Source organism: Bacillus cereus group sp. MYBK195-1 (assembly GCF_051916605.1).
Taxonomy (GTDB): Bacteria; Bacillota; Bacilli; order Bacillales; family Bacillaceae_G; genus Bacillus_A; species Bacillus_A cereus.
The window spans coordinates 70,548-84,605 of the sequence record NZ_JBQAGZ010000005.1; the positions used below are offsets into that span (position 1 = coordinate 70,548).

Here is a 14,058-nt window from a genome sequence, read left to right on the forward strand (position 1 = left end):
CTTCCTCCTATCCTAAAAAAGTCATTAATTGTTGCTTCGTATTTCGTGCATCTTGTGCATCCTTTTGTAGCATTTGTTTCAGTTGTGGATCTGTACACGTTTGTGCATACTGCTCCAACTTGTTAATAATTGTTGCATGTCCACCAATTAAATGACGTAAGTTTTCTACTTCAAGCTCTGTTAAATTTTGCATGGAATACTCCTACCTTTCTTTATTCGTTCACTGTTAGTATTTAGCTATTTTTTGATTGTATACATGAATTAACTTTTTCACGTGTATACAAAATAAAAGATGAATAGCTAAGCCATTCATCTTTTATACTGGTTATGTATTTATTTTTATAGAGATACAATCATACTTATACTCACAAGTAAGTTCCATACAATGTGTAAAATAATACTAGGTATAATAGATTGCGTCTTTTTGTATAACATTGCAAATACCATTCCCATAATCGTTGCTGTAATTAGAAGACCTCCATGAAGAATTCCAAAAATGAAGGAAGAAATAATGATACTAACTAAAAAATTATACCTCTTTTCTAAAAATCGATATAAAATACCTCGAAATAGAATTTCTTCTTTAACCGGTGTAATGATAGCAACACTTAACACATATATAATACTTTGTATGCTATTTTGAAGCCTTAAACTCCCTAATTGTTCCTTTTGTTCTGCTGCACTTTCAAAACTAAACACATGTAACATTAAATATTGTGATACTGCAATGATAATAAAACCAATTAATAGATATAAATATGTCTTCCCATTCTTCAAAACGGATACATCCCAAATGTATTTAATAAAATGAAGAACTGGTTTATAAGCTAATAAAACGATAGCAACAACAATTGCATCGAATAAGAGTAAGTAATATCCTTCTAATTTAGTACTTAATGCTTCTTCTCCATAAATCTCAAAGGCTAAACCAAGAAATAATCCTCCTAGGAGTGAAATCCCTATAATCATTGCTATCATTACAAATAGATTTTTATATGTTATATTCTCGATTTTTCTTTCCACACTATACGCTTCTAACACTGTTTTACCCACAGTATCCCTCCAGTTATTCTCATTTATCTCATTAAAATCCTTTAATTTAAATATAAATATAATATAATATAACGAATTTTACAAAAAGAATAATATGCAATTTTACATATTATGAAAACTTTATATTTTATAGTTTTAGGAATAGAATTGCTATGCAATAATTATTATATGAAATTTCAAAAAATACTCCCTATCCACTATAACCCTCGCATCATATAAAACTTATTAGTTAAAGGAGCAATGAACATGAAAACACATGACTTCCTTACAGAAATCCAGAAGGGCTCTGAGCCTAGTCCATATCAAGATCCTATTGCTTTTATTTTCGTTTGCCTTTCCGTAGCTATATACACATTTTTCAAACCTGCTAAATAATATCATGTAATGAGAAAAAGCCTACCGCTCTTTTCGAATCATATGCACTAAAAAACCTTAGAATCACTTCTAAGGTTTTTGTTTGCCTCGCTTCTTATTCACGTAACCCTTTAATAAACGTTTCCAATAATACATGTAAACTTGTATCCAGATCTAACGGCAAACCAAATCCGCCTTGCTGTTCAATCGAAGCAAATCCATGACAAATACTTCTGAATCCGCGTGTCGCATGAAGTGCATTCTCTCCTTCTAAGCCATACTGTTGTAATACTTGAAGACAAAGCTTTACAATTCCGTCACCTGCTTTTCTTACTTCTTCATCTCGTAAAAAAGTTGCTTCATATAGTCCAGGATGTTTTCGGACAAATGCTACATACGCTTCTCCTAATGCATGAATTGCCTCATCCATACGTTTATCCTCGGCCGCTTCTTCCAGTTTGTTATGCAGCTGTTTGATTCCGTAAATACCAAGATTTTTCCGTACATCTTGTAACCCTTTTACATGATTATATAGTGAGGGCGAACGTATCCCTAACCTTTGCGCTAATGAAGCTAATGTCACTTCTTGTATTCCATTTGCATCTGCAATTTCTGCAGCTGTTTCTACAATTTTCTGTAATGTAAGTCCGATTCTCGGTGACATAAATTAACCCTCTTTCTTACTTTCTATATTCCGTTTCGCTTCCTTAATAGCAAGCTCTATGGCAGTGCCTGGATTCTTTATCATTTTCCCATGTCCTGCCGCAAGCAAGGAAGGCTCATATTCGCTTAACTTCTCTGCACTTTGTACTGATATTTCTTTACTCCACGTTGCCATCGCAGGAAACGGAAACCAAAATTTCATTTGTCCCGAAACAGCCATACCTCCTCTTGTTTGAAATGCATCCCCAACAATAAGAGCTTTATTTCGTACATCAAGAAACGACATGGATCCTGGCGTATGTCCCGGTGTCATAATCGCAAGAAGCGATCCAACTCGGTCGCCATCTTCTAATAAAACATCAGGTACCGTTTTTACCTTTTTAGGTACACCGCCTTTTATCGGTATATTTGGTTCATCCTTTTGTAACGTCGTATCTCCTTCTAACAGCTTTGCGTCCCGCTTAGAAATATAGACTGGAACATGAGGGAGTACTTCCTTTAATGCGTCTAATGCACCTATGTGATCATCATGCGCATGTGTTAATACAATCTTAGTAATTCGTTTTCCTATTTTCTCAGCCGCCTGTAAAATACTTTTTGCGCTATATGGCAAAGCCGCATCAATTAAAGTTAAACCATCTTCTTCCTCCACAAAGTAACAATTCACAGGAAACACTCTTGGCAAAAATGACAATTGATATACCGTTTGTTCATGTATCATTCTCATATTTCCATCTCCCTTTTCACGAAAACTAATACTATTAGTTTTATTATACTAATGTCATTAGTTTTATGTCACTAAAAATTTCATTTTTTCCAAAAAAAAAGAAAAGCAGCCGTTTATACGACTACTTTTCTGTACAGCTATTAAACTGTGTAACGCTCATCTTCTAAAATTTTCGCAGCGATTTCACGTTTCTTCGGAATTACGTTAAGTGGTGTGTGGCGAGTTAATTTACGTAATGATGATAACATCATGCGCAGCATGTCGCCGTTTTCAACTGCGATAAGTGTTTCTTTCGCATCTGCTTCAATTTCGTTGAATGCTTCTTGGCAGAATACTTCAGTGTATAACACTTTTTGTTTATTCTTTTCAAGACCAGTTGTTTTGATCGCTTTTTCTGTACGAAGAACAGCTGATTCCATTGCGTATAGGTTGCTTACGATGTCAGCGATATTCACAAGAATTTCTTGCTCTTTATCTAATGCTTTACCATATTTTTGAGCTGCTAATCCAGCTACCATTAAGCCGATTTTCTTCGCGTTACTTACTAAATATTTTTGAAGTGCTAATGGCTCATCACCCACTTCTTCTGGCATCATCATCATTAACTCTTCTTGTAATTTTTGTGCTTTTTGAAGAAGTGGTAATTCACCTTTCATCGCTTTACGTAAGAACGTACCTGGTACGATTAGGCGGTTAATTTCGTTCGTTCCTTCAAAAATACGGTTAATACGAGAATCACGGTACATTCTTTCAATCTCGTATTCTGCCATAAATCCGTAACCACCGTGAATTTGAACACCTTCATCTACTGTATAGTCTAATACTTCAGAACCGAATACTTTGTTTAAAGAGCACTCGATTGCATATTCAGCGATAGAAGCTGCTACTGCTTTACCGTCTTTTACTTCTTCTTCAGATAATGTGCTCATGCGGCTTTCGAATAAACCTACTGTACGATATACAGAGCTTTCAGCTGCATATGTTTTTGCTGCCATATTCGCAAGTTTCTCTTGAATTAATGGGAAGCGAGCGATTGGTTGTTTGAACTGTTGACGTTGGTTTGCATATTGTGCTGAAATTTCTACTGCACGTTTCGCAGATCCAACTGTACCAACACCTAATTTATAACGACCGATATTTAAAATGTTGAATGCGATAATATGACCTTTACCGATTTCACCAAGTAAGTTTTCTTTCGGTACTAACGCATCTTCTAAAATTAACGTACGAGTTGAAGAACATTTAATACCCATTTTCTTTTCTTCTGGGCTTGTAGATACGCCAGCGTAGTCTTTCTCTACAATAAATGCTGAGAAGTGCTCGCCATCTATTTTTGCATATACAACGAATACGTCAGCGAATGCAGAGTTTGTAATCCATTGTTTTTCACCGTTTAATACGTAATGTGTACCTTCTGCATTTAAACGTGCAGTTGTTTTTGCGCCTAATGCGTCAGATCCTGAACCTGGCTCTGTTAATGCGTATGCAGCTAATTTTTCACCAGTTGCAAGTAATGGTAAATACTTTTTCTTTTGCTCTTCGTTACCGAATAATACGATTGGTAAAGATCCGATACCTACGTGAGCACCGTGAGTAATTGCAAAACCACCAGCGCGAGAGAATTTCTCTGCGATTAACGCTGAGCTTACTTTATCAAGACCAATTCCGCCGTACTCTTCTGGTACGTCAGCGCCTAATAAACCAAGTTCTCCAGCTTCTTTTAAAAGACGAACTGAACGATCAAACTCATGTTGCTCTAAATATTCAAGCTCTGGAAGAACTTCATTTACGATAAAGTCCTCTGTCGTTTTAGCAATCATTTTATGCTCAGATGAAAAATCTTCTGGCGTAAACACTTGATCAATCGTAATCTCATCTACTAAAAAGCTACCGCCTTTAACCGCATTTCCTACTGTTTTTCCCATGAAAATTTCCTCCTTCATATTTTCATGAGCCGCTTCTCTCTTTTTGAAAGAAGCTAGCTCTCCCTTTTTTTATAAACCTTTGTTGCTTCCATTTTTTTTATAATCCAGTTCCAGCGGCTAGAATGTTCGGTGGCTTCGCTTCTTCCTGCGAGGCAAAGAACGCCTCTACGTCTGAAGCTCCATCCCCCTCACATTCTGAACGAGCCGCTTCCACTTTTTTTCATAATCCAGTTCCAGTGGCTAAAACAGTCGGTCGTTTCACCCCTTCCTGTGAGGCAAAAAGTGCCTCTTCGTCAAGGCTTCCAACGCCCTCCTGTTCTGAGCAAGCCACCTGCACTTTTTTTATAGTAATTCAAATACTCCCGCTGCTCCCATTCCGCCGCCGATACACATTGTTACGATACCGAATTGTTCGTTGCGGCGTTTCATTTCGTGAATAAGAGATAGTGTTAGTTTTGCTCCTGTACAGCCAAGTGGATGTCCAAGTGCGATTGCACCGCCGTTTACGTTTACTTTTTCTTCATCTAAACCAAGTTCACGAATAACTTGGATTGATTGTGAAGCGAATGCTTCATTTAGTTCGAATAGGCCGATATCAGATAGCTCTAAACCAGCTAGTTTTAACGCTTTCGGAATTGCAGCGATTGGACCGATTCCCATTACTTCTGGTGGTACGCCAGCTACTGCAAATGAACGGAATTTCGCGAGTGGCTTCATGCCATCGCTCACTGCTTTTTCGCGATCCATTAATAGTACAGATGCTGCACCATCACTCATTTGTGAAGAGTTACCAGCTGTTACAGAACCGCGAACGTTAAATGCTGGACGTAATTTCCCTAAAATGTCTAGCGTTGTCTCTGCTCTTACACCTTCGTCTTGTGCGAAAGTGATTGTTTCTTCTTGCAGTTTATTGTTTGATCCAACCGAGCGTAACGTCACATCTACAGATACTGTTTCATCAGCAAAGTTTCCTGCAGCTAATGCTTTCGCAGCGCGTTGATGACTTCTTACTGCAAATGCATCTTGCTCTTCACGAGAAATTCCATATTTCACAGCAACTTGCTCTGCTGTATGTCCCATACCCATATAATATTCTGGAGCCGCTTCTACAAGGCGACTATTCGGACGAACAACGTGTCCCATCATTGGAACTAAACTCATTGATTCTGCTCCGCCTGATAATACAGCTTCAGAGTGACCAAGCATAATACGCTCAGCTCCGTAAGCGATACTTTGTAAACCTGAAGAACAGTAACGGTTAATCGTAATAGCTGGAACATCGTAAGAAAGTCCTGCTAATCCGCCGATATTACGAGCCATATTTAAACCTTGCTCTGCTTCTGGCATCGCACAACCGAAAATTAAATCATCGATTGGTCCTTCATAATTTGCACGCTTTAACGTTTCCTTTACTACTAACGCCCCTAGATCGTCAGGACGAACTGTTTTTAACGAACCCCTCTTTGCTTTTCCAATTGGTGTTCTTGCTCCCGCAACAATGACAGCTTCTCTCATGAACGATATCTCCCCTCGTTATTAGTTACGTAATGGCTTTCCTTTTACAAGCATGTGCTGCATTCTTGCTTGTGATTTCATCTCACTTACTAAGCTAATAAATGCTTCACGTTCTACATCTAATAAATATTGCTCATCAACTTCTGTTCCGTACGGCACTTTTCCGCCCGCAATGACATATGCAAGTTTCTTAGCAATGTGAAGATCGTACTCTGAAATGTAACCAGATAAATGCATTGCTTCCGCACCAAGTGCAAGAGTTGCATATCCTGTTTCCCCAACAACTGGTATCTTTTTACGGATCGGCGCTTTATAACCAGCTTCATATAAAGCAAGTGCTTTCTGTTTCGCATCGTATAGTAAGTGATCACCATTCACACTAATACCATCTTTATCACCTAAGAAGTTATGAGAAACTGCTTCTTGTCCTGAAGTTGAAACTTTCGCCATTGCGACTGTTTCGAACACTTTATTTGCAACTTTTTGCAGATCAAACTCTACACCGTTTGCCATTTTGTTTAAGTGTTTAATGTATAGCTCTTTATTACCGCCTCCGCCAGGGATTAAGCCAACACCAACTTCTACTAAGCCCATATACGTTTCACTAGAAGCTTGAATGCTCGCTGCTGGTAAGCAAACTTCTGTACCTCCGCCAAGCGTCATACCATATGGTGCTGCTACAACTGGCTTAGAAGAGTACTTAATTTTCGTCATTGCATCTTGGAAGTTTTTCACAACCCACTCAATTTCAAAGTAGTTGTCGTCTTGTGCTTCCATTAAGATCATTGCTAGGTTCGCACCAACGCAGAAGTTCTTCGATTGGTTACCGATAACAAGACCTTTATAATTCTTTTCTACTTCATCAACAGCGTAGTTAATCATTTGCGTAATATCCATACCGATTGCATTGCTCTTCGAATGGAACTCTAAGCAAAGGATACCGTCGCCTAAATCAATTAAGCTCGCTCCGCTATTTTTCTTTAATACACCATTTTTCGCTTTTAATTGCTTAAGAGAAATTGCTTTTTTATTACGCTCGATTAGCTTATATTCGCCATTATCGTAATAGTAGCTATCGCCGTTATCATGTTTATAGAAAGTAGTGAAACCTTTCTCTAACATTTCTTTCACCCAAGTAGGAACAACTACGCCGTTTTCTTCCATCTTTTGAACAGATTTTTCAACGCCGATTGCATCCCACACTTCAAACGGTCCTTGCTCCCAGCCGAAGCCCCACTTCATCGCTTGGTCAATTGCAACGATATCGTCAGCAATTTCTTTATGAAGTTTTGCAGAGTATAAAAGAGTTGGTGTAATGATGTTCCATAACAACTCTCCTGCGCGGTCTTTTGCGTATACAAGCGCTTTCAATTTATTCGCTAATCCTTTTTCTTGTTTACTTAACTCTACGGATGCAGCTTTTAATTTTTTACGCGCTTCATATTCCATCGTTTCAGGATTTAGTTCTAAAATTTCTTTTCCTTGTTTTAAGAAGAAGCCTTGACCTGTTTTGCTTCCAAGCCATTTTTTATCAAGCATGTCATGCATGAAAGCTGGTACTTTAAATACATCACGCTCTTCTTCTTGCACATTTTCATATACGTTATTTGCAACGTGTACGAATGTATCTAAACCGACAACATCTAATGTGCGGAACGTTGCGCTCTTCGGACGACCGATAAGTGGGCCTGTTACAGAATCAACTTCCCCAATGCTATAGCCGCGTTTTACCATCTCTTGAAGAGTAACAAGTAAACCGTACGTACCGATGCGGTTTCCAATAAAGTTTGGTGTATCTTTTGCGATAACAACGCCTTTTCCAAGAACGTCTTCGCCAAATAGTTTCATGAAGCTTAATACTTGTGGATCTGTTTCTTTCGTCGGTATTACCTCTAGAAGTTTTAAATATCGTGGTGGGTTAAAAAAGTGTGTGCCTAAGAAGTGTTTCTGGAAGTCGTCTGAACGACCTTCTGCCATTTTTTCAACTGAAATGCCTGACGTATTCGAGCTTACAATTGAGCCCGGTTTACGAACAGCGTCTACTTTTTCAAATAATTTCTTTTTAATATCTAAGTTTTCAACTACTACTTCAATAATCCAATCTACATCAGCTAGACGCTCAAGATCATCTTCTAAGTTACCTGCTTCAATCAGTGCTAGATTTCCTTTCACTGTCAGAGGAGCTGGTTTTTGCTTTAATAGTTTTTGCACAGCCGTATTACTAAAACGATTTCTCACACTTTTATGTTCTAATGTAAGTCCCTTCGCTTCTTCTTCTTTCGTAAGCGCAGGTGGTACAATATCAAGCAATAATGTCGGAATACCAATATTAGCTAAGTGTGCCGCAATTCCCGAACCCATTACGCCTGAACCTAGAACAGCAGCCTTTTTAATTTGGAACATCCAATTCTCCCCCTATTCTTGAATGAATGCTCATTCAATTTTTCGACATAAGTCGCAATCAATGAGTGAGCCTCTACTAATAAATATATGATACTGTTTAAATTTTCGCAATATATTTATTGATAAAATTTTCTGAAATAAATATTTTTCTTTCATTTGGCCATGCTATATATGTATTTTCTTCACTAAAATACACTTTCCCTTTTTATAATCTGACGAAACTGGAGGAATATATATGGCAAAACTTAAGAAGAACCCTTCAAAGGCTGGAATTAGTGCAGCTAGTGTAACTGGAAACGCAGGTCCGCATAACCACGGCGTGGAAAAAGGACGTCAAGGTAATAACCAACAATATAAAAAGCATAATATGGGCGAAAAATAACGCTATATTTTTGGGCAGAGAACGTGGCATAATGATTAATGGCTGCTTTTTCTGCCCAATTTATTTGTAACAAATGAGGGAATTATAATGAAACGAACAATAGTTATGATTGTAATGATTGCCACACTATTTACAGGGATGATTTTCTTCTCTTATGCACAAAGGCAACAATCTGTAAGAGCTGATCAACCTAATATTACTGGGCAATACGGAGTTACAATCGATGCAGACACAGGTGAAATTTTGTATGGGAAACGTGAAGACGAACGCTCTTATCCGGCTAGTATAGCCAAAATGATGACAACCCTTCTTTTACTAGAGAATGTAAAAGAAGATGAAGAAATTACAGTTACAGAAAACGCAATTAAAACAGAAAGTCAAAGTAAGAAAATTAAACTTCGTGCTGGAGAAAAATTAAAGCGTGATGAGGCATTAAAACTTATGCTTATCATTAGTGCAGATCCAATAGCTGAATCAATTGCAGAACATATCGCAGGATCAAAAAATGAATTTGTGAAAATGATGAATGCTAGAGCGAAGGAACTCGGTACAAAGCATGCGACTTTCAAGAACGCAAGTGGTGCTGATGCACTTGGAAATAAAGTATCGCCATATGACATTGCTATTATTACGAAAGAAGCATTAAAGTATCCAGTTGTTTTAGAATATATGAATTCAACACGTACAACTCTACATACTTCAGAACGCTCTCCAAACATCGCAAACTACGGACGAGAAGAACTATATGATGATCCATATGCGATTGGAAGTAAAAGCGGTCTATCAGCACTTGGCAAATATACAGTCGTAACAGTGGATGAAAAAGACGGTAAACGCGTCATTAACGTCGTATTATCTTCTACTCGTGCGCAACTATATCCTGATACGAAGAAAATGGCACATTATGCATTTCAGCAATTAAAATAACCAAGGAGTATTTTCTCCTTGGTTATTTTTTAACCATACCTTTTAATACGAACGCAACGTTTGCTGGACGTTCTGCTAAACGACGCATGAAATATCCATACCAGTCGTTTCCATAAGGTACGTAAACACGCATTTTGTATCCTTCTTTTACTAGCTCAAGTTGACGCTCATTACGAATACCATATAACATTTGGAATTCAAATTGATCCCTTGGAATATTGTGTTCTTCAGCAAGTTTTTTTGTATATTCAATAATCGCTTCGTCATGTGAAGCAATTGCAGTATAATTTCCATTTAATAAGTGCATTTTAATAATTTTTTTATAATTGTCATCTACATCTTTCTTGTCTGGGAACGCCACTTCTTCAGGTTCTTTATAAGCACCTTTTACAAGACGTAAATTCGGATTATAAGCATTTAAATCTTCAATATCTTTTTCTGTACGATATAGGTAAGCTTGAATAACAGTACCAATATTATCGTATTCAGATTTTAATTGTTTAAAGATATCAATTGTTTTACCACAGCGTGTATAGTCTTCCATATCAATGGTAACGAACACACCATTTTCTTTCGCCGCTTCTAAAATACGGCGCATATTGTTCATTACGATTTCATCAGAGATATCTAATCCCATAGAAGTCATCTTTAAAGAAAGCTGCGAATCAAGACCTTCTCTTCCAATTGCACGGATCGCTTCAATCGATTGGTTAGCCATTTCATTTGCTTCCGCTTCATTATCAACGAATTCACCTAAATAATCGATTGTTACGCAAAGACCTTGCTTATTTAATTGTTGAATGGCAGCTGTCGCTAATTCAATCGTCTCCCCTGCGACGAAGCGACCTGCACCAAAGCGTAAACCGTACTTTTTAGCCAGTTTTGTTAGCGCTTTATTTTTAGATAAGAAAAGAAACGAATTTCGCATTAATTGTTCCATGTAATTCACCCCTATGACTGTAATTTATCTGTTTTTTACCCCTCTTCAAAATTATATCATTGTTTAAAATTATTGGATACAAATAATTATTTAGATAATTTATAAAATACTATAAAAACATTTAAAAACCTATATTTCTGCTTATAAATATACCTGAAATATTTTTCGACATTTAGAAAAATGGAGTTTAATAGGCATAAAATAGGCATGTCGAAAATATTCGACATGCCTATAAAATCCTTTATACTCCATGTAAATTATATAAGGATATTAATACAGAAAACTTACGATTATATTTCCCTCAAGTTTTTTTATTGCTCATTTCGCTTCTCTTCATTCAGCCTTTTAATATCTGTAATTAACTGTACCATCTCTTCTTTCGCATCAGGATATGTCTCATTCCAATGCTTCACTAAAGCCGGCATCGTCTTCGCTATGTAAGAATACAGTGCCCACTTCTGCACCTGTTCTTTTCTCTCTTCATTGCTCTCTCCAAGTAATAGTTCCGTGTATTTTTCTAGTAACCCGTCAAATTGTTCATTAAACTTTTCACTCATCTTATCTACCTCCTATATGAAAAAAGCAGCGAAAATCGCTGCTTTTCCTTATAATTTTGATCGAACAGAGTTTAATTTCTTTTCCATCGTGCTTACTTTATCACGACGATCATCGATACGAATTGTTGTTGCAACACGCTGTGCACCTTTCGTATATGGAACTTCATGCATTTGTTGAATTACTTCTAGAATGACAGGAAGATCTCCTTCAATAATTGTATTCATCGGTGTTAATTGATACTTCACGCGATCCGCATTTTTCTCTAGCACCTTTTGTACTTCTGCTACATATTCACTAACACTTGGATTGCCTGTTCCTACTGGAATAATCGATACATCAACAATTGCCATAGTAGTCTTCCTCCTATAATCGTTTCTTATATATCCATTGTCTATTTTACCGAAATCCTCATCATTTTACTAATATGTTACTCTTCCACTTTAAACTGCTCGACTAATCTTTCTAAATCTCTCATATGTTCTGTCAAACTTTCCATCGTGTGAGCTACCTTTTCTAAATGATTCACCTGTGATTCCGTTGCAGCATGTACCTCTTCAGAAACAGCTGCACTTTCTTGACTCGTACCAGCAATTGTATTCATTACCGCTGTAATTTCCCCCTGCTCGTAACCTATGTTATGTACCTCTTCTACAATTTTTTCAACTGAAGTACTAATCGTATTTACGACTGACATAATTGTGCGGAACTCCATTTCCGCCTCTGTCGTCACTTTATTTTGCACATCTGCAATGTCTTTCAATTTACTTACAACTTCTACAACCCTTTTTACTTCTAATTGTACATCACCAATCATCGTTGTGATTTCTCCGGTTGCCTCTTTTGATTGTTCTGCTAATTTCCGCACCTCTTCAGCAACAACCGCAAATCCCTTACCTTGCTCACCTGCACGGGCAGCTTCAATCGATGCATTTAAAGCAAGTAAATTTGTTTGATCCGAAATGCCTTTTATAAGTTCAACAACATTTTGAATCGATCCAACTCTTTGTTCTAACTTATCCGATGCTTCTTCTGTATGAACAACAATCGAAGATGATTGTCCCCTCGTACGGATTAAATTCCTCATTGTATTTAATCCTTGCTTAGATGCCTCTTCCGCTTTGCCAGCCACTCCTTTTATTTCACCAACGGAGCTATTCATTTGTTCCACTGACTCCGCCATATTCTCGAGCTGAGCTGAAACTTCATCCACACTATTCGCAAGAGTAGAAGCTCCTCCGCTCACATCATCCATTGCTCCTGAAACTTCTCTACTAGCCGCTACTGTTTCGTTCGTTAAATAATGTAAACTATTCGTTGATTGTTGTACCGTTGATACGCTGTTTTTAATTTTACTTACCATTTCATTCATTTGTTCAACCATATCATTAAAGTGCTTAGTCAACTCTCCAACTTCATCTTTACTTGTCACTTTCATTCGCAGCGTTAAATCGCCTTCTGCTACTTTTTGCACGTGATTCTTTAATAGTTGCAGTGGTCTTGCTAATCTTCTTGAGAACAAGTAGGAAGCTACGATTCCAACTAATAAACTAATACATGCCATTATAATAACTGTATTTCTTGTACTATTTAATAGCCCATCGATCGTTTCTTTCGGATAAAAGATTCCTATCGTCCATTTCATCGTATCAAATGATTGACTATAAACAACTACATCTTCACCTTTTATTGTAGTGACCGCATATTTTGTTACCTCTTTATTTAAGCTTTTTATAAGTGGCTCTTTAGAAACATCTTTCCCTATCTTTTCTGGATAAACAAGAGCCATATTTTTATCATTTATAATAAACATTTCTCCGTCATTATTGTATTGAATATTGTGAAGCAACTTCTGAATCGTCCCAAGCGATACATCCATCGCAACAACGCCTAATACAGACCCATCTTGAGCTGTAATTGCTTTAGAAACACCTACACTTAACTTTCCTGTTGCAATTTCATAAGAAGGTTGTCCCCAATGGACCTTTTTTACATCAGCCTCTGAATCTTTATACCATGGTCTTGTCGTTGGATCATATCCTTCTGGCACTTGCCCACCTTCAGCAAGATTGGCACTTAATGTTTTTTTATCTTTCGTACCAATATATAAATCTAAAATACCAGGATGATTCTTTTTATACTCTGCAAACTCTTTCGTTAAAAACGCTTCCTCTTCTGGAGTAACCCCACCTTGAAGCATATTACGAATCATCTCACTGTTCGCGTAATACCCCATATCTTCATCCGTTCTTTGAACAAATGTCGTAAGTTGCTCTGTCACAAGATCCATCGCATTTTGAGAATACTCGTCTAAGGAACGCACTTCCTTTTCTTTCTGTAATTGATACACAGCTGTACCCAATATTACGAACATCATAGAAATAAGAACTGAAAACACTACCGCAATTTTTAATCGTAAACTTCTTAACATCTTCCCCCAAGCATCCCCTTCGCATTAAATTGAAATCTTATTAATCATTATATTAAGTATAATAGATAAAATTAAAAAATTGAAATTAATTCTCACCTTAATACAATTAGAAAACGGACTACCACTTGTGCAAAAACAAATAGTTCATTATCCTTAAAATATAATCTCATTCGTTCGGAGGTA

13 protein-coding genes are annotated in these 14,058 nt (G+C 37.1%); 2 read left to right on the forward strand and 11 right to left on the reverse strand.

Annotation, left to right across the window (positions count from 1 at the left end; all coding sequences use genetic code 11):
- Positions 1-7: 7 nt before the first annotated feature.
- From ACTFRY_RS20390 to ACTFRY_RS20420, 7 genes are all read right to left on the reverse strand, one after another.
- The gene (locus ACTFRY_RS20390) at positions 8-193 is read right to left on the reverse strand and encodes a hypothetical protein (RefSeq protein ID WP_001180555.1); all 186 of its coding nucleotides are present in this window, start codon (positions 191-193) and stop codon (positions 8-10) included.
- A 146-nt stretch (positions 194-339) separates the two neighbouring features.
- On the reverse strand, positions 340-1,053 hold the full coding sequence (locus ACTFRY_RS20395) for a CPBP family intramembrane glutamic endopeptidase (protein WP_098617088.1): 714 nt from the start codon (positions 1,051-1,053) through the stop codon (positions 340-342).
- 469 nt (positions 1,054-1,522) lie between these two features.
- Complete coding sequence (locus ACTFRY_RS20400; protein ID WP_000074923.1) at positions 1,523-2,071, reverse strand: TetR/AcrR family transcriptional regulator; 549 nt, start codon at positions 2,069-2,071, stop codon at positions 1,523-1,525.
- Between the two features lie 3 nt (positions 2,072-2,074).
- Positions 2,075-2,797 carry an MBL fold metallo-hydrolase gene (locus tag ACTFRY_RS20405; protein ID WP_001242350.1) on the reverse strand — a complete coding sequence of 241 codons (723 nt, stop codon included), beginning with the start codon at positions 2,795-2,797 and terminating at the stop codon, positions 2,075-2,077.
- Positions 2,798-2,937: 140 nt separating this feature from the next.
- Positions 2,938-4,722, reverse strand: coding sequence for an acyl-CoA dehydrogenase family protein (locus ACTFRY_RS20410; protein ID WP_098617087.1), 1,785 nt, complete (start codon positions 4,720-4,722; stop codon positions 2,938-2,940).
- A 342-nt stretch (positions 4,723-5,064) separates the two neighbouring features.
- Positions 5,065-6,237 carry an acetyl-CoA C-acetyltransferase gene (locus tag ACTFRY_RS20415; RefSeq protein WP_001206333.1) on the reverse strand — a complete coding sequence of 391 codons (1,173 nt, stop codon included), beginning with the start codon at positions 6,235-6,237 and terminating at the stop codon, positions 5,065-5,067.
- A gap of 21 nt (positions 6,238-6,258) precedes the next feature.
- On the reverse strand, positions 6,259-8,640 hold the full coding sequence (locus ACTFRY_RS20420; RefSeq protein WP_000486375.1) for a 3-hydroxyacyl-CoA dehydrogenase/enoyl-CoA hydratase family protein: 2,382 nt from the start codon (positions 8,638-8,640) through the stop codon (positions 6,259-6,261).
- A 235-nt stretch (positions 8,641-8,875) separates the two neighbouring features.
- Here ACTFRY_RS20420 and ACTFRY_RS20425 point away from each other — a divergent pair, with 235 nt between their 5' ends.
- Together ACTFRY_RS20425 and ACTFRY_RS20430 are read left to right on the forward strand one after the other, a co-directional pair.
- Complete coding sequence (locus ACTFRY_RS20425) at positions 8,876-9,022, forward strand: YuzL family protein (RefSeq protein WP_001096344.1); 147 nt, start codon at positions 8,876-8,878, stop codon at positions 9,020-9,022.
- 87 nt (positions 9,023-9,109) lie between these two features.
- Positions 9,110-9,949, forward strand: coding sequence for a D-alanyl-D-alanine carboxypeptidase family protein (locus ACTFRY_RS20430; RefSeq protein ID WP_044794995.1), 840 nt, complete (start codon positions 9,110-9,112; stop codon positions 9,947-9,949).
- Between the two features lie 22 nt (positions 9,950-9,971).
- On the opposite strand, the gene ACTFRY_RS20435 is transcribed toward ACTFRY_RS20430, so the two are convergent.
- The 4 genes from ACTFRY_RS20435 to ACTFRY_RS20450 form a co-directional block, all read right to left on the reverse strand.
- Positions 9,972-10,889 (reverse strand): proline dehydrogenase family protein, encoded by a 918-nt coding sequence (locus tag ACTFRY_RS20435; protein ID WP_000436785.1) that lies wholly within the window; start codon positions 10,887-10,889, stop codon positions 9,972-9,974.
- Positions 10,890-11,200: 311 nt separating this feature from the next.
- Positions 11,201-11,446: a YusU family protein gene (locus ACTFRY_RS20440; RefSeq protein ID WP_001290594.1), complete on the reverse strand. Its 246-nt coding sequence runs from the start codon at positions 11,444-11,446 to the stop codon at positions 11,201-11,203.
- 48 nt (positions 11,447-11,494) lie between these two features.
- Positions 11,495-11,797, reverse strand: coding sequence for an MTH1187 family thiamine-binding protein (locus tag ACTFRY_RS20445; protein WP_001018860.1), 303 nt, complete (start codon positions 11,795-11,797; stop codon positions 11,495-11,497).
- A 77-nt stretch (positions 11,798-11,874) separates the two neighbouring features.
- The gene (locus ACTFRY_RS20450) at positions 11,875-13,875 is read right to left on the reverse strand and encodes a methyl-accepting chemotaxis protein (RefSeq protein WP_000946368.1); all 2,001 of its coding nucleotides are present in this window, start codon (positions 13,873-13,875) and stop codon (positions 11,875-11,877) included.
- Positions 13,876-14,058: the final 183 nt, after the last annotated feature.